This is a genomic window from uncultured Lacinutrix sp., assembly GCF_947500325.1.
GTDB lineage: Bacteria > Bacteroidota > Bacteroidia > Flavobacteriales > Flavobacteriaceae > Lacinutrix.
The window spans coordinates 172,915-188,748 of sequence record NZ_CANMRQ010000007.1; the positions used below are offsets into that span (position 1 = coordinate 172,915).

Here is a 15,834-nt window from a genome sequence, read left to right on the forward strand (position 1 = left end):
AACCATTTTTATTTGAATATATTAGTTATTAAACAGCGTGCTTTGCACGCTGTTTTTTTAATTAAACGAATAGTTTTATAAACGGACATTAATTATTTTTATACTTAATTTTTAAACTCATAATAGTTAAATTAAACATCGCATTTTATATGAAAAAAGAATACTTGATTTTATTCCTATTGCTCTTTTTTATTATTTCATGTAAAAACGATAACACTCATACAGAAAAAGAAAATGTATTTAGTATGTTATCTCCAGAAGCTTCTGGTATTGTTTTTAAAAATGTTTTAAAAGAAACAGATTCTGTTAACTACTTCACATTTACATCTATTTATATGGGCGGTGGCATTTCTGTTGGAGATATAAATAACGATGGTTTAAAAGATTTGTTTTTTACAGGGAATCAAGTACAAAATAAATTATACATAAATAAAGGTAATCTTAAATTTGAAGACATTACAGATAAAGCTAATATTGGTGGAACAAATAAATGGTATACAGGATCTACAATGGCAGATGTTAATGGCGATGGTTATTTAGATATTTATTGCTCAGTTTCTGGAGTTTCTGGAGATAAAAGTAATGAGTTATATATTAATAATGGTGATAATACATTTATAGAAAGTGCAAAAAAATATGGTATAGCAGATAAAGCGAATTCTGTTCAATCTACTTTTTTTGATTATGATAGCGATGGAGATTTAGATCTTTATGTGGCTAATTATCCTAAAGCACATGTTAGTACACCAAATAATGTTTATAAACAAAGAATGCTAAATGTAAAAGAAGTAGAATCTGATAAGTTATTTAGGAACGACGGAAATACATTTACAGATGTTTCAAAAGAAGCAGGAGTACAATCTTACGGGTTGTCTTTAGGTGTTACTGTTGGAGATGTTAATAATGATGGCGCACCAGATTTGTATATATCTAACGACTATAGTGTGCCAGACTATTTCTATATTAATAAAGGCGATGGTACATTTAAAGAAGTTGTAAAAGAGGCTACTAATCACACTGCCTTTTATGGTATGGGGATAGATATAGCAGATATAAATAATGATGGAAATCTGGACTTGTTTCAAGTAGATATGGATGCTAAAAGTAATCGCCGCCAAAAAGCAAACATGGCGAGTATGAATCCAAGGTTGTTCTATGAGATGTTATTATATGGATTTCACCATCAATACATGCATAATTGCTTTCAATTAAATAATGGTATAGATAATAATGGAATTCCTCAGTTTTCAAATATATCACGATTAACAGGTACGTCTTCTACAGATTGGAGTTGGGGACCAATTTTAGCAGATTTTGATAATGATGGTTATAAAGATTTATACATTACAAATGGATCACGAAGAGAAGTAACTAATAAAGATTTTTTTGCTTTTTTAAACAAACCCGAAAACGACAAGCTTTCTAAATTAGAAAAGAGTGTAATGATTCCTTCAGAAAAATTAGACAATTTTGCTTATAGAAATAATGGAAATTTAGAGTTTGAACCTGCAAACGATTTATGGAACATAAAATATGAAGGCTTTTCTACGGGAGTAACTTATGCAGATTTAGATAATGATGGAGATTTAGAAATTATTACAAATAATATTGACGATTATGCTTCAGTTTTTGAAAACCATAGTGCTGATAAAAACAATTTTATAACTATAGAATTTAAAGGAAAACAAAATAATACTTTTGGCTTAGGAGTAAGGGTCTATGTAAAAACAAAAGCACAAACCCAGATGCAAGAATTAACATTATCTAGAGGTTTTCAATCATCAATAGCACCAGAATTACATTTTGGATTAAAGAATAATCAAATAATTGATGAATTAAAAGTAGTATGGCCAGATGGAGAAACACAAATATTAGAGACTGTAAAAGTAAACCAGAGGTTATTATTAAATTATAGTGATGCTAGTAATGAATCTGTAGCAATGGAAGAATTAACTAATCCTATATTTAATACAGTGGCTAGTTTTACTCCAGATTTTAAACATATAGAGAATGGCTATGACGATTTCTCAAAACAACTATTACTACCTCATAAACTATCTAATTTTGGGCCGGCAATAGCAGTTGGTGATGTTAATGGAGATGGCTTAGACGATTATTTTATGGGAGGCGCAGTAGATTATGTTGGACGATTAATGCTGCAAACTAAAACAGGTTTTGTAGAAAGTAAACAAGAGGTTTTTATAAAAGATAAAATTCAAGAGGATGTAAACGCTATGTTTTTTGATGTTGATTTAGATGGAGATCAAGATTTATATGTTGTTACTGGTGGAAATGCCTTTGGTCCTAATACGGAGTTGTATCAAGATCGTTTGTATATAAATAATGGAAAAGGAACATTTAGTAAAAGTGAAGCATTGCCTAAAATGTATATTAGTGGCTCTCGTGTGTATCAAATAGATTTTAATCAAGACGGAAAACCAGATTTACTAGTTTTAGGTAGGCATTTACCAGATTTGTATCCGCAACCAACTACATCTTTTTTATTAGAAAATGTTAGCACGGATTTAGAAGTTGAATTTATAGATGTTACTAAAAAAATGGCACCAGATTTAGAAAATATTGGTATGTCTACAAGTGCAGTTGTAACAGATTTTAATAAAGATGGTAAAGAAGATTTTATTATAGTTGGTGAATGGATGCCCATAAAGGTGTTTGAGAATTCGGGAACAGAGTTTAAAGACGTATCAGAAACTGTAAACTTAGGGCAAGAGACTACAGGTTGGTGGTGGAGTATAAAAGAAGGTGATTTTGATAATGATGGAGATATTGATTTTATAGTTGGAAATAATGGGTTAAATTATAAATATAAAGCTTCAGAAGATGAAACCTTCGATATCTATTCAAAAGACTTTGATAACAATAAAAAATCAGACATTGTATTAAGTTATTATAACGAAGGAAAGCAATATCCCGTTAGAGGCCGTCAATGTTCATCTGAGCAAATACCTGGCGTTAAGAATAAGTTTAAAGATTATGATAGTTTTTCTGAAGCAACATTAATAGATGTGTATACTAAGAAATCTTTAGATAATGCATTACATTATCAAGTAAAATCTTTTGCAAGTATTTATTTAGAAAATAAAGAAGGTACTTTTATAAGTCATGAATTGCCTATAGAGGCACAATTTTCTAATATTAACCAAATAGTAGTAGATGACTATGATAATGATGGTAATTTAGATGCTGTTATAGCTGGTAACCTTTATGCTTCTGAGGTAGAAACACCTCGAAATGATGCTAGTGTTGGATTGTTTTTAAAAGGAAACGGCAAAGGTCAATTTGATGCTGTTCCTACTGCTAAAAGTGGATTGTTTATTAAAGGAGATACTAAAGATATGAAGACTATTAAAATAGGAAACGATAATTATTTTGTGGTAGCTAAAAATAATGACTATTTGCAATTTATTAAAATCGAATAATTAATATCTTTTTATTGCTTATAATGTAATAATGTCTATAATAATCACTTTTTAAAGTATATAAATTCTTGATTTTATAAGAATAGTATATATTGCTAATCGAAAAATGAATATGACGTTATGATCACTCTAAAAGAATTAGCCAATACATTAGATGTATCGATCTCTACAGTTTCTAAAGCTTTAAATGGAAGTAGTGAGATTGGAGAAAAAACTATAGCCCGAGTAAAAGAAGCTGCTAAACTTTATAATTACCAACCTAATAGGGTAGCGCTAAGTTTAAGAAATAGTAAAACAAAAACAATAGGAGTTATTATTCCTAGTATACTAAATCATTTTTTTGCTAAAGTACTTTATGGTATTGATAAGGAATCGGCAAAATTAGGTTATAATATTATTACATGTTTATCTAATGAGACTTGTAGTAAAGAAGTACAAGGTATGGAGTTGTTAGCAAATGGAAGTGTTGATGGTTTTATAATGTCTATATCTGAAGAAGCTCAAATAAAAAACAAAACACAACATTTTAAGTCTATAATAGATAGAAAGATTCCTATTCTAATGTTCGATCGCGTATCAGAAAGTATAGCATGTGATAAAGTGATAATAGACGATTTTCAAGCGGCTTATAATGCAACTAGTCATTTAATAAAAGAAGGTCGAAAAAATATTGTTTTAATTAATAATATAGAGGAATTAAGTGTTGGGAAGTTTAGAAAAAATGGATGCATTCAAGCTATTAAAGATGCTAAGCATTACAGTAATGAACTTTTAGAAATTAAAATAGCAAACAAGAATGATCTAGAAGCAGGTATTGATAAAATGTTTAAAGAGAATAAAGTAATTGATGCCGTATTGTGTATAGATAATATTTCTGGTGTTATAGCTGTTAATATGGCAAAAAAACATGGCTTAAACATACCTAAAGATATTTCTATTATAGGGTTTAGTGATGATAATGTATTACCATTTTCTAACCCAAAATTATCTACTATTACACAACATGCGGTAGCTATTGGTGAAGCATCTGTACAGATGATGGTAAAACGCTTAGAAAGTAAAGAGCCTATAGAGTATACTACAAAAACAATAGATTATAGTTTGAATCTTCGTGATACTACTCTGCAGTGCTAACAGTTTTTGTATTTATCATTTAATCCAGAGCCTTTTAAAATCATGGGTATAATTTTTTCTATTCGAGATATTTTAGTGGTTTCCCGTTTCGCTTCTGTTATATATTCGCAATATTCACGTTGTTTACCAGGTGTTAATGCATTAAAAGCTAGTTTAAATTCTTGAGCACTATCTAATGTCTCTTGTAATTCTTTGGGAATGCTTATTGTTTTTTTAGTAGTACGAACAGGTTTAATTTCTTTACCCAATTTCTGGTTTTCTATTGCTTCTTTAATATAGGCTAAAACAGCAGTTTTATTAATGTCATTAATACTTTCAAAACGCATTTGGCGCATGCTTTTTGTTTTTTCTTGAGCATTAACTAATAACTTTTGCTCGTCTTTTAAAAATACACCTTGATGAAACCATAAACAAAAATGGTTTTTAAAACTACCAATACCAATAATGTTTTTACCATTTACTGTATAAGTAGGCATACTCCATTTAAGTGTTTCTTCTACTTCCGTTGAGTTTAATATTTCACGGAGTATTATTAATGCTTCAGCAAATTTATCGTCACTTTCAAAGTAGGCTTCTATGTTAGTTGCTTTTCTCAATAGTGTATAATGTTTGGTGTAAAATTAGTTATATGTATTAAATAACTAATTTAGTAAATACAAATCAAATAGAAAATACGAGCGGTTTTTTTGAAAGTAGGCTTTTATTAGGAATTAATTCTATAGCGTGTTGAAAAACGTTTTTATTTGATTCCGAATGGTTTTATTTTAAGTTCATTTATCCATTCGGTGCCATATTTTTTATTTAAATAATCAAATATCATATGATTATTTTCTCTTGTTTTTTTAAATGAAATAGGGTCAATTACACAATTTTCTTTTATAAGTCCAATTTTATATTTTTCTTTAAATTTTATATATTCTTCTGGTATTGAACTATCTATTCCGTTGATTATGAAGTTTAATGTTCCGTCTTCAATTCGCTGTTCAATTTGTTTGTCAGTCAGATTTGTATCCAAATTCATAGGAAAAGAGTATTGCACTTTGCTGCTTAGCTCCGTTTTTTCTATTAATCGTATAGTAATAATATTTTTTCTTTTATTAATACGTTTTGGATAGAAAGTATAGGCTACAAAGTCATCAGAAACAAAACTGAATTGATACTTACCTTTTTTAGGTAAAATTATTTTAAAACTTTCTGTTTTATTAACTTCAGTTTTTTTGTTTAAGTCAATAATTGTAAATGTTCCTGAAGTAAATGCTTTATTAGTTAAATTACTAAATACCACAGTAGCTTCTATTTCATTTGCGAAAGTTATTGTAGTAAACAGAGTTAATATTAATGTTAAAAAAGTATTTTTCATATCAACCTTTTTTAGATGGGTATTAATTTCCAATGTACAGTGTTGTTTAAATATTTTACATCGGTTTTGCGTATAGATTTTAACGCGTAAAAAACACTAAATGTTTAGATTAACACAAAACCAAATTTTTAATAGCACAATATCAATAGTATCTACATATAATCCAAATACCAATTAATATTCGTAGTTGGGTAATTCATATTTGTGTTTAAAAGCTTGACGTTTTTCCATATATAACATAGGTCAATCCAATAATGATATAAGTCGTTTGCAGTAGCTTTTCTTATATTTTTTTCGAGAAAACTATATTTTCATATGCTATCTCATTGACAAGAAAGTTTAATTCACCAACATTTTTAAATTCATTTCTTTCATAGAACCTGATGGCTCTCTTATTTTTTATATAAACGGAAAGCCACATTGTATCTAATTGTAATGCTTTAGCTTTTTCTTCAACAAAGTCTAAAAGTTGTTGTCCAATTTTTAAGGGTATAAATTCATTTTGGATAAAGATCCTTTCAAGGCGACAATTGTTTTGAGAAGCAACACTTTCGGTTATGGCGTTTATTATTAATTTTGCGTAACCAACAGGTAGATCATCGACATAAATAATATAGAAAAGGTTCTTAGGATTATTTATATCTTGTTTTATTTTAGAAACTGAAAAGTTATTGTCTAGGTATTTTAATAAACTATTTTTATCATCTATATACTGTCCATGAGATTCAGCCCATGTTATTCTTCCTAAAAGTGCTAAAACTCTTGTATCTGCTTTTTTTGCTATTTGTATTTTAATCATTATTGTTCTTTTTAGTTGTTAATCGTCTTAGATGATATCCATGCAGAAATACTGCAATAGTACATCCTATAATTATAGGAGTAGCAATAATTAATGCGCCATATAATATGTAAATTAGATTAGCTATTAGTGAGATTAGCCTTAGTTTATATTCGCCTTTAGTAGACATTGAATATAAGTTTATAACTAAACCTCCGTAGCCAATACAATCAATTAAAAATGGACTCATACTTTATCTTTTTCTATTTTAATAATTAAGTTGGTAGCTATTCTGCTTAAAATCAATATATCAAATATAGAATGTAATATTTTATTTTTACTTTATAATCGAATTCATTATGTTATATTTGCGTTTGATTCTATTGAATAATTGTTTATAAAATTTTGATTACAAATGGATGCATTGGATAAAAAAATACTTGAAATGCTTAAAATTAATGCTAGAGAGAGTTTCGCTAATATTGGGAAAGCAGTTGGCTTATCTGCTCCCGCCATTGGTAAACGTGTTAGGCAAATGGAAGAAGAAGGCATAATAGAAGGCTATGCTTTAAAAGTAAATCATGAAAAATTAGGGATTGAGACTAAAGCATATATAACATTAGTAATACATCGTGGACCAACAGGAACTTACGATGCTCAAAAACAAATACGAGCAATGGAAGAAGTACAAAGCTGCGATAGAATTACTGGTGATGATTGTTTGTGCGTTTTAGGTTATTTTAGAAACAATAAACATCTTATTTCCTTTCTTGAAAAAATCGCAGCGTATGGTGCATCTAAAACGAGTATTATTTTAGAAGTGTAATTTATTGTTTTTAAAGCTATAACAGATTAATTCTGTCATGTTTTTACTAAGAAGACCCAATATTACTACCAGCGTATTTGTGTGTGATTTAGTTGTATTTCAAAGAAACACAAATTTTTAAATTTGGTGGTCTTTAAAATAAGTATCAGCCTTTCTATATAGTACTTATTAGCTATGTTTTATAAACTGTGTTCGAGCAATATTTTATTCTACCAAAATTTCCAAAATGATTTTTTATCTATCATTCAATAAAATTATGACGTGTAGTCTTCTCTTTTTTCATAAGTATCCCAATCAATATCATAATTCCATTCAGAGTCCTCAAAGTAATCTTGAAAGCGTATTTCCCCGTTTGATTTTATGCAAAAAATAAAATTTTCAATCCCATTAACTCTAAAAGTCAACATATAATAATCTAATGGCGCAAAATTCAATATAAAGCCTTTAGTGTTAGTTTCTTTTCCAATGATTGCTTGAGAATTCACAAGCTCAATTTCGTTTACTTTTGTTTTTTGACAAATTCTTGAAATAGCAAGAGCGATAGCTGCTTCTTTATCTAAAAATCTTGGTTTATTTTTTTTTATAAATAGAGATTTGATTTTATCGCCTATATTTTTCCAAGCATTTAAATTCTCATTTATGTCCTTACCTTTTAAAAATAAAGCACCTCCGATAATAATTATAGTAACCCATAAATCAGCACCACCACCAATATCTGCATTTGAATATTCAATTTCGTATTCATTGAACTTTTCAGATAGTTCTTTTTTTAAATTTTCTTCATCTTGCTAGATTGCAATTCTCATATTTTCAATTTATTAAGTTTTTTAAATACAGGGTAACGCCAAATATATGAATCGGAGTAAGGCAAATATACCAGAACCAATTGATGTATCTGCGCATTTTTATTTCGTTATTAATTTATAAAAATTTTGTGCCATAACAAAAAGGAAAAGACCTTTCTATCTAGCATTAAATAGTTCTGATTTCATATATAATGTTGTAACCAGTTTTCATTCAATTTCTGCTCTTAAATTTTCGATTTCGGTTTCCCAAAAACTTGATTCAAGATAATAATTCGGATTCAACTCTTTAAATTCATTTTCTAATTTAGTCAGATGTGTTTTTGTAAACATTGATTCAAAAAATCCGTCTTCTCCAAACTCGTTGTTTATTTTTTCGATGAAACCTCTGAAAAGAAGAAGAGAAGAAGCTAATTCCGAAACATTTTTGTTCATATTTTTCATGAATTCAAATCCTTGTTCGTGATCAAGCAGAACTAATTTGTCATTATCAGATGAGTCTATGCAAATTGGGTTGCCACTATTATCAGAACCAAAAATCCAATAATCTTTGGCTTTGTCATCTAAATCTTCATATTCATAATAGCCTTGAATTGTGTTGAATTCCCAATCATGACTTCTTAATCCAAATCCTAAAAAAGGTGCTGCATCTTCTGGAAATCCGATTTTTAAAAATTCCTTCGTTTTTTTGTTTAGATTTGACTTTTCTACTTGGTCAATCGGAAATTCAACCCATCTTTCTGAGTCATTAGTCATCCAAAGTTTTTTAAATTCAGAAGGATTCATTTCGTTTGGTCAAATTGGTTACAACAATTCTAAATAGCTACCAAGAGTAACTATATTGTAAATAAAAATATAGTTAATAAAACTAGAATGAAAGGCTTAATAAATAGGTAAAGTTCTTGTGTTGCAATTTCTTGAATAGAAGCTGCAAAGAAAAAACAAATTAAATCATTCTCTCTTACTTATTTTCATTCCAATAATAACTATCTGGGTAAGGTCTTTTTCCAAAAATAGCGCTTCCTATTCTAATTATAGTTGCGCCTTCTTCAATTGCTATTTCTAAGTCGCCACTCATACCCATAGATAACTCATTTACCGAGTAGCCTTTATTTAATAAATCTGTTTGTGTTTTTTTTAGCAATTTAAAACATTTGCGAACCTTTTCTTGACTAGCCGAAAATAATCCAATAGTCATTAATCCTTTTATATTTATGCGATCTAATTGTTTAATTTCTTTAGCAAACGTCAATGCCTTTTTAGGATCCATCCCGAATTTACTGTCTTCATACGAGGTGTTAAATTGAAGAAAAACATCTATTGTTTTATCTTCATATTCTAATCTGTTTTGTAGTTTTTTAGCTAAACGAATTCTGTCTAATGATTGCAAACATTTTATATTATATTTTAATAATTCTTTTACTTTATTGGTTTGTAAATGTCCTATAAAATGAGACTCATATGGAATGCTATTTAAATCTGTAAACTTTTTTTTTACTTCTTGTATTTTATTTTCTCCAATAAGGGTTTGTTTATATTGTAAAGCAAATTTTATATTGTCTGTTGAAACTGTTTTTGTCGCAAGTAATAGTTTTACATCTTCTGGACTTCTTCCCGATTTTTCGCAGACCTTGGTAATTCTATTTTCAATGGCCTTAATATTGTTTAAAATACGTTCTTTCGTCACTTTATTTTTTTATATATACCCAAGCTTTAAGACCAGATTTAAAAGTTTCTAAAACACGTTTATAATCATCAACTTCATAAAGGTCTGTGTTTAATAATTCTTCTGTATTTATTTCAAATATCTTTCCTTCAATCTTTTCTTCACTTATATCACTTTTTATTGCAATTGGATGAAATTCTTGATTACTCTTTTTAAGTATCGATTCATCTTTTATTTGCATGTTATCTAATCGATATCCCATTAATATATCTTTTTTTCCATATAGCTTTCTGCCATAGGTTTCTATTTGAACATTATCTAATTGTAATGTTCCATAAGAAAATAGAAGTTGTTTTTTTTGCTTTTCTAATTGAATAACATTTGATTTAATTTGATTATAAACGATATCTTTAGCTTCAGCATAAGATATTTTATATACTCTTTTTATTATATTTATTTTCTCAGGAAAAAGAGATAAAAGACTATCATAGTATAAATTAAGTTTTTGATATGTAGGTAGTTCGTATTCTAATTTTATTTGAAATCTTCTCAATAAAGCAGGGTCTATTATGTTTAAATGGTTTGTGGCACAAATAAGTAATGAATTTTCTGCCAAATTATCTATTTGTTGAATTAATGTATTCACTAATCGTTTCATTTCTCCTGAATCCTTATTTTCATAATCTCTTGCTTTTCCAATGAAATCGAATTCATCTATAAACAATACAGAACCGTCTATTTGTGCATTAAAAAAAATATCTGATATGTTTTTTGCGGTTTCTCCTAATTTTGAAGAAACAAACCGTCCTAAATTAAGTGTTACTATTTTTTTGTTTAACTGTTTTGCAATAGCATTTGCAGTTGCCGTTTTTCCACATCCAGTAGCTCCATATAGCAAAATTTTATTATCAATAGGAAGGTTGTATTTTTTTAGAGTATCTATATAAGTAAATTCTTCTAATAACTTATTAATCTTAACTCTGTTTTCTTCAGAAAAATGTAGCTCTTTTAAATTTAAAATGACATTATTTTGTTTTGTGTTAAGCTTAAAAAAATTCATTATACTTTTTAGCACAAAAGTAACGAGAGAAAAACACAAAAAAATTAAGCTGGTTTAATATTTGTATTTTTATTCCGTATTTCACTTAAATATTCTGGACTTAAGCCTAAATATGAAGCAAGTATATATTGAGGAACATTTTTGGCAAATTTTGGAAAGTTATTTATGTAGTTAAAATATCGTTGTTCTTTAGACATATTCATCATTAAAGAAATTCGATAGAGTGCTGCTGAATAAGCTCTTTCGGCTACTATTCTAAAATACCTTTCTAATTCGGGTATTTCGATTCGTAGTGTGTTTAAATTGGTTCTACTAAATTTATAGACTTCTGTATTACTTATCGCTTTTAATTGATAAAATGATTGTTTTTCATAATTAAAAGAATCAAAATCTGTTAACCACCAACCTTTTATTGAGAATTGAATTGTTTGCTCTATGCCTTTATTATTGATTAAGCATAGTTGTATACATCCGTTTTTTACAAAGTATAAGTTATTGTATTTAGTTCCGTGGTTTTCTATAATTTGCTTTTTTGTATATTTTTCAATGTGGTAGTTAGATTTTATTAACTCTTCATCCTGTTTTGATAAGGCAACAATTTTTTTTATCTCGTCAATTAGGTTTTTCATTTACAGCATGTCGTTTATTGGCTTAAGATTAATCATCAACTAATAAAAAGGCGATTCAATATTTTTTATTAGAAGCCAAACTAAATTTATCTTTTTTTACTTAAAAGTTTAATATTAATTAGTCTTTTCTTCAAACTCAGGGCAATCTATTCTTATATCATCATTTAATAATGTTTTCTCAAGTAAATTACAATAATTAGAATCGTTATTTTTTGAGTAGAATTTACAAGCATAGCAAGTTCTTTGCACTTTAAGAATCCCTATTTTATTTAGCTTAGAAATTAATTCACTAAGCGTAGAGAAGACCTTATCTAAATCTGTTTTTTCAAAATTAGAAACTAAAGATTTTAAAGGATTTGCAAAATCATCGGTTTGAGACACAATGTCTTTGCCCAATGTAGATAATAGAATAGTATAACTACGACTATCTGGAGACGAATAGTCTTTTATAATCATCTCTTTTTTATTTAAAATCTTTATAGCATCACTTATGGTTGGTTTAGTAACATTAAACTCTTTTGCTAAATGACTAACATTACATAATTCATGTTTATGATAGGCTATAAAAATGAGAATTTGAATTTGAATAGGACTTAAACCAATATGTTTAGCTTTTTCCCAAAGTAGTGTTTTAAACACTTCAGAAATACGTTCAAGACCTGCAACAATTTTACTAGAAACATCTTGTTGTTGGTGATCTGGGTTGAAAACACTTTTATTCATAATTAAAGCCTGCCAAAATTTGTTCGACAGGCTAAGTTAGTAATCCTAATTAAATTAATTACAATTTTCCATTTCTATAATTGTATAGCCTTTTTCTGCAATTGAAGCAATCATGTCTTCTGTTGCTTCTTCTATATGGCAAAAACGACATTCTTTTGTTGTTATTTGGCCTGTTTTAAAAGGCTTTGTGTTAAGGTAATGCATACCAAAATCAAAAATAAAACTCTTATCTGTTACTTGATCTGGTACAAGAATATCAAAATGCATAATAATGCCATCTTCTTTTTCTACATAAGTATCCCAAACTGCTATTTTCATAGTATTAGTTTTTTACTTTATATGGTAAAGATAAATCGCCACTAGCAACACTAAAAACCTCATAGACGCCAAGCATTGGTAGATTGGTATTACTTGTGTTTACTTTCATAAATGCTGCTACACCATCATAACTAAAATCTGTTTTATTATTCATTCTATAATCTGGAATAACTACTTTTATAGTGTTGTTTATTGTAGTAACGGGAAATCCTGGAGAATCCATATACATAGGCATTCCTGGATTTGTTGGAGGTAAAACAACTGTTTTATCAGTTTTATTAAACTGTTTCACAGCTAGCCCACCGGCAACTCTTTTGTCTTCATGAAGTATTACCCAATGGGGATGCCAGACAATGCCGTCATTGTTAAAAACAGAATCGCTATTTTCGTCCCAAAGTGGTGTGTCATCAAAATCGGGGTGAGATGTTAAAGCAAGAGCAACTATGCCATTAGTTTTGCTAAAACCAACATCTGTTGGTTTTAAGCTAGTAGGAAATACATAGCCTAAAACTGGAGCGCCATCAAGTTGCCCCACTTTTTCTGGTACTGTTTTACCAGCTTTGCCTTTTACAGAGATCTCCCAAACGGTAATACTTAGGTCTGCTTTATGTGTAACAGAGACTTTATCTATTACAAAGTTGTTATTGTTATATGTGCTGTTTTGAGCGCAAGCACTTGTTGAACTTAAAAGCATGACTGCTGAAAATAATAATAGTATTGATTTCATTTTGTGTTGTTTTATAAGTTAGGATTCTTAATTTATATTAGGAATCCTAACTATGTTGTTTGAAAATTAACCTTTTACATCGGCCATAGAAGCACCGAAATTAATATGTAATGTATTACCATTAGGTGTTACTAATGCTGGTACAGACATTACTCCTGCGTTTTCTGCTTCTGTAATTCTTGTACGATCTTTTCCAATGTTTACTAATTCTACATTTTGTTCTCCAACTAAATTAATAATGTCGTGTTCTGCACTTATGCAAACTGGACAACCTGCGTGATAGAAAATTGATTTACTCATTTGTATTAAATTTTTTAATTAATGCATTATTGCGAAACAAATATAGTAAGGAATCCTAACTAATAAAAATATTTTTTATATTATTTATAAATAACACCTAATGTTTTGAAATAAAAGTAGCTTTGATTAAAGCTTTATCAAGGTATATAATGCTCTTTAAATTTACCTGCTAAATTGTAATTGTTTATTTTATAATAGTGTGTAGTATGTTTGTGTATGGTTAATTGTTTTGTGTCTATAGATTACAAAAGATGTCGAAGAATATTTTGCATAAATGTTGGTAAGCGAGTAGCGACCAAATAATTAATTATACACGGTGTAGCTCATAATTATTTTTCTAAATTCATTCTTGTCAAGTTTATTTTTTCTTTCTTTCTAGGATATTCTCCGTGTTCAAAAGTCAATTCAAAATCGTAATCATTATTATCTTTTTCAATCCGTTCCAATGAAATTAAATCAACATTGTAGAAAAAGCCAATACGATATAATTCGTAATCCTCACCAAGTTCTTCAGGTTCTATAACAACATATATTGAATCTGTACAATTGCACATTTCAAGCGGCAATGATTCTCCGTCACAAATACTGAATATAGAATATCCGAAAGAATTTAATTGTTCTCTAATATTTCCAAAAGTTTCAGCAAATAACTTATTATCTAATTTTGTTAGTTCAACATTTCTTTCGAAGACATATTCATTTCCATATTTTTTTAAATCTAATGTGTCTTTAGAAAACCTTTCATCAAGTGTTTTTATCACTTTAGAAAATCTCAATTCAGTTACTTCTGTTTCTTTCTTTTCAGGTTTTAACGATTGAAGAATATCGTTTTGTTTACTTAAAGCAGCGTTGTCTTTTTCTAATTCAGATATTTTAGTTTTTAAAAGACTATTTTCTTTTAATAATTTATCGTCTTTATTCTTTTCAGAACAAGATAAATTTAAAAATAGAATGAAAAATATGATTGTTATTCGGTTCATTTTAGTGTTTGTAACGTTTATTATAATATTAGTTACGTAGTTTAAGCATATAATTAGCAAATTATTACTTGCTATTGGAATGTTCCGCTGGAATACTCCAAGTAGGCTAGAGTTAGCAATTAATTATATACGATATTGTGTACCGTATTTTATGTTTTATCTAGAAAATTATGTTTTGTTTCAATTGTTTTTGGATTTATAATTATAGTTATTATCATTCCTGTAATGATAATTGATAAAATTAATTGTTTAAAATCAAATTCTCTTTTTCCTAAAATTATTTCTATAGAAAATATTATAAAAGTAGCAAAAACATAAGGTAATCTTGCTCTTTCTACATTATACCATTTGTATAATTGTATTGATAGAATATAGATTCCGAATTGACTTAAAGTATACAAAATAAATACCCACATATCTTTAAAATTAAAATGAATATTTTCGCCATTAATGAATAATAAAGTTAAACCAAATAACAAATTGCTTAAACTGAAAACATTACTTAAAACAAAAATATTTTCTTTTCCAGCCGAATTTTTCATAAATAGATAACCCAGTGCTATTAATATTACGCTTGTAAAAGCATATATATAACCTAATGGTTTTTCATCACTAAAATTTCCCGAAAGTGTAATATAACTTATTATTAATATAGTCCAAGTAGAAAGCCAAAATTGTAAACTTGACTTTTTATCTTTACTCTGATTAGTAAATAATGTTACCAATATCAATAAAAAAGGTATGTCTAGTCGACCTAACAAAGCAATGGTAGAAGCACTTAGGAAAGCAAAAGATGCCGTAAAAAAATAAGAAGCGAAGCCACTTGCGAAAAAACGAAAAATTTGTGTTTTCTTATTTTTGGGAATAAGTCTATATCCTTTTATTTTTGATGCAATTATTCCAACTGATAAACAAAAAACACCCCTAAAAATCATATTTTCAGAGGTAGAATAGCCTCTGATTGACATTTCCTTAATTGTATAAACATATATAGACATAGAAAGAATTACAGAAAGTAAAACTCCAGATTTAATGGTACTTTTTTTATTCATTATCATAAAAAATACAACTATTAAATTCTTTTTCTGAA

The 15,834-nt window shown here is 28.1% G+C and carries 18 protein-coding genes; 3 read left to right on the forward strand and 15 right to left on the reverse strand.

Annotation, left to right across the window (positions count from 1 at the left end; genetic code table 11):
* The first annotated feature begins 149 nt into the window (after positions 1-149).
* Both Q0997_RS10985 and Q0997_RS10990 read left to right on the forward strand, forming a co-directional pair.
* Positions 150-3,440, forward strand: a complete 3,291-nt coding sequence (locus tag Q0997_RS10985; protein WP_299888768.1) for a VCBS repeat-containing protein — start codon at positions 150-152, stop codon at positions 3,438-3,440.
* Between the two features lie 120 nt (positions 3,441-3,560).
* The gene (locus tag Q0997_RS10990) at positions 3,561-4,574 is read left to right on the forward strand and encodes a LacI family DNA-binding transcriptional regulator (protein ID WP_299888771.1); all 1,014 of its coding nucleotides are present in this window, start codon (positions 3,561-3,563) and stop codon (positions 4,572-4,574) included.
* On the opposite strand, the gene Q0997_RS10995 is transcribed toward Q0997_RS10990, so the two are convergent.
* The 4 genes from Q0997_RS10995 to Q0997_RS11010 form a co-directional block, all read right to left on the reverse strand.
* On the reverse strand, positions 4,571-5,170 hold the full coding sequence (locus Q0997_RS10995; RefSeq protein WP_299888774.1) for a DUF1801 domain-containing protein: 600 nt from the start codon (positions 5,168-5,170) through the stop codon (positions 4,571-4,573). The genes Q0997_RS10990 and Q0997_RS10995 overlap by 4 nt on opposite strands.
* Before the next feature lie 143 nt (positions 5,171-5,313).
* Complete coding sequence (locus Q0997_RS11000; protein WP_299888777.1) at positions 5,314-5,934, reverse strand: hypothetical protein; 621 nt, start codon at positions 5,932-5,934, stop codon at positions 5,314-5,316.
* Positions 5,935-6,217: 283 nt separating this feature from the next.
* A complete protein-coding gene (locus tag Q0997_RS11005) occupies positions 6,218-6,733 on the reverse strand; it encodes an N-acetyltransferase (RefSeq protein WP_299888779.1) in 516 nt (171 codons plus the stop codon).
* A complete protein-coding gene (locus Q0997_RS11010) occupies positions 6,726-6,962 on the reverse strand; it encodes a hypothetical protein (RefSeq protein ID WP_299888782.1) in 237 nt (78 codons plus the stop codon). The genes Q0997_RS11005 and Q0997_RS11010 overlap by 8 nt, the downstream gene beginning before the upstream one ends.
* A gap of 165 nt (positions 6,963-7,127) precedes the next feature.
* Here Q0997_RS11010 and Q0997_RS11015 point away from each other — a divergent pair, with 165 nt between their 5' ends.
* Positions 7,128-7,538 carry an Lrp/AsnC family transcriptional regulator gene (locus Q0997_RS11015; RefSeq protein ID WP_299888784.1) on the forward strand — a complete coding sequence of 137 codons (411 nt, stop codon included), beginning with the start codon at positions 7,128-7,130 and terminating at the stop codon, positions 7,536-7,538.
* A 254-nt stretch (positions 7,539-7,792) separates the two neighbouring features.
* Here Q0997_RS11015 and Q0997_RS11020 read toward each other — a convergent pair whose 3' ends face one another.
* The 11 genes from Q0997_RS11020 to Q0997_RS11075 all read right to left on the reverse strand — a co-directional run bounded on the left by Q0997_RS11020 (position 7,793) and on the right by Q0997_RS11075 (position 15,796).
* Positions 7,793-8,023 carry a hypothetical protein gene (locus Q0997_RS11020; RefSeq protein WP_299888787.1) on the reverse strand — a complete coding sequence of 77 codons (231 nt, stop codon included), beginning with the start codon at positions 8,021-8,023 and terminating at the stop codon, positions 7,793-7,795.
* 528 nt (positions 8,024-8,551) lie between these two features.
* The gene (locus Q0997_RS11025; RefSeq protein WP_299888790.1) at positions 8,552-9,127 is read right to left on the reverse strand and encodes an SUKH-4 family immunity protein; all 576 of its coding nucleotides are present in this window, start codon (positions 9,125-9,127) and stop codon (positions 8,552-8,554) included.
* Between the two features lie 175 nt (positions 9,128-9,302).
* Complete coding sequence (locus tag Q0997_RS11030) at positions 9,303-10,028, reverse strand: YggS family pyridoxal phosphate-dependent enzyme (protein ID WP_299888792.1); 726 nt, start codon at positions 10,026-10,028, stop codon at positions 9,303-9,305.
* Between the two features lies 1 nt (position 10,029).
* Entirely contained in the window at positions 10,030-11,067 is a 1,038-nt protein-coding gene (locus tag Q0997_RS11040; RefSeq protein WP_367180216.1) for an AAA family ATPase, read from the reverse strand.
* A 44-nt stretch (positions 11,068-11,111) separates the two neighbouring features.
* Entirely contained in the window at positions 11,112-11,696 is a 585-nt protein-coding gene (locus Q0997_RS11045; RefSeq protein ID WP_299888793.1) for a Crp/Fnr family transcriptional regulator, read from the reverse strand.
* Positions 11,697-11,810: 114 nt separating this feature from the next.
* Positions 11,811-12,419 (reverse strand): MarR family winged helix-turn-helix transcriptional regulator, encoded by a 609-nt coding sequence (locus Q0997_RS11050; RefSeq protein ID WP_299888795.1) that lies wholly within the window; start codon positions 12,417-12,419, stop codon positions 11,811-11,813.
* Positions 12,420-12,473: 54 nt separating this feature from the next.
* The gene (locus tag Q0997_RS11055) at positions 12,474-12,737 is read right to left on the reverse strand and encodes a DUF2024 family protein (protein WP_299888798.1); all 264 of its coding nucleotides are present in this window, start codon (positions 12,735-12,737) and stop codon (positions 12,474-12,476) included.
* A 4-nt stretch (positions 12,738-12,741) separates the two neighbouring features.
* Positions 12,742-13,464, reverse strand: a complete 723-nt coding sequence (locus Q0997_RS11060) for a hypothetical protein (RefSeq protein ID WP_299888801.1) — start codon at positions 13,462-13,464, stop codon at positions 12,742-12,744.
* A gap of 66 nt (positions 13,465-13,530) precedes the next feature.
* Positions 13,531-13,764 carry a thioredoxin family protein gene (locus tag Q0997_RS11065; protein WP_299888803.1) on the reverse strand — a complete coding sequence of 78 codons (234 nt, stop codon included), beginning with the start codon at positions 13,762-13,764 and terminating at the stop codon, positions 13,531-13,533.
* A gap of 329 nt (positions 13,765-14,093) precedes the next feature.
* Positions 14,094-14,744 carry a hypothetical protein gene (locus tag Q0997_RS11070; protein WP_299888805.1) on the reverse strand — a complete coding sequence of 217 codons (651 nt, stop codon included), beginning with the start codon at positions 14,742-14,744 and terminating at the stop codon, positions 14,094-14,096.
* Between the two features lie 149 nt (positions 14,745-14,893).
* Positions 14,894-15,796 carry a hypothetical protein gene (locus Q0997_RS11075; protein ID WP_299888808.1) on the reverse strand — a complete coding sequence of 301 codons (903 nt, stop codon included), beginning with the start codon at positions 15,794-15,796 and terminating at the stop codon, positions 14,894-14,896.
* Positions 15,797-15,834 lie beyond the last annotated feature (38 nt).

What these genes read in the sequence shown, in the direction of transcription:
- Q0997_RS10985 (WP_299888768.1), top strand. Translation starts at nt 150, where the DNA reads ATGAAAAAAGAATACTTGATTTTATTCCTATTGCTCTTTTTTATTATT.
- Q0997_RS10990 (WP_299888771.1), top strand. Translation starts at nt 3,561, where the DNA reads ATGATCACTCTAAAAGAATTAGCCAATACATTAGATGTATCGATCTCT.
- Q0997_RS11000 (WP_299888777.1), bottom strand. Translation starts at nt 5,934, where the DNA reads ATGAAAAATACTTTTTTAACATTAATATTAACTCTGTTTACTACAATA.
- Q0997_RS11005 (WP_299888779.1), bottom strand. Translation starts at nt 6,733, where the DNA reads ATGATTAAAATACAAATAGCAAAAAAAGCAGATACAAGAGTTTTAGCA.
- Q0997_RS11010 (WP_299888782.1), bottom strand. Translation starts at nt 6,962, where the DNA reads ATGAGTCCATTTTTAATTGATTGTATTGGCTACGGAGGTTTAGTTATA.
- Q0997_RS11015 (WP_299888784.1), top strand. Translation starts at nt 7,128, where the DNA reads ATGGATGCATTGGATAAAAAAATACTTGAAATGCTTAAAATTAATGCT.
- Q0997_RS11025 (WP_299888790.1), bottom strand. Translation starts at nt 9,127, where the DNA reads ATGAATCCTTCTGAATTTAAAAAACTTTGGATGACTAATGACTCAGAA.
- Q0997_RS11040 (WP_367180216.1), bottom strand. Translation starts at nt 11,067, where the DNA reads ATGAATTTTTTTAAGCTTAACACAAAACAAAATAATGTCATTTTAAAT.
- Q0997_RS11045 (WP_299888793.1), bottom strand. Translation starts at nt 11,696, where the DNA reads ATGAAAAACCTAATTGACGAGATAAAAAAAATTGTTGCCTTATCAAAA.
- Q0997_RS11050 (WP_299888795.1), bottom strand. Translation starts at nt 12,419, where the DNA reads ATGAATAAAAGTGTTTTCAACCCAGATCACCAACAACAAGATGTTTCT.
- Q0997_RS11055 (WP_299888798.1), bottom strand. Translation starts at nt 12,737, where the DNA reads ATGAAAATAGCAGTTTGGGATACTTATGTAGAAAAAGAAGATGGCATT.
- Q0997_RS11060 (WP_299888801.1), bottom strand. Translation starts at nt 13,464, where the DNA reads ATGAAATCAATACTATTATTATTTTCAGCAGTCATGCTTTTAAGTTCA.
- Q0997_RS11065 (WP_299888803.1), bottom strand. Translation starts at nt 13,764, where the DNA reads ATGAGTAAATCAATTTTCTATCACGCAGGTTGTCCAGTTTGCATAAGT.
- Q0997_RS11070 (WP_299888805.1), bottom strand. Translation starts at nt 14,744, where the DNA reads ATGAACCGAATAACAATCATATTTTTCATTCTATTTTTAAATTTATCT.
- Q0997_RS11075 (WP_299888808.1), bottom strand. Translation starts at nt 15,796, where the DNA reads ATGAATAAAAAAAGTACCATTAAATCTGGAGTTTTACTTTCTGTAATT.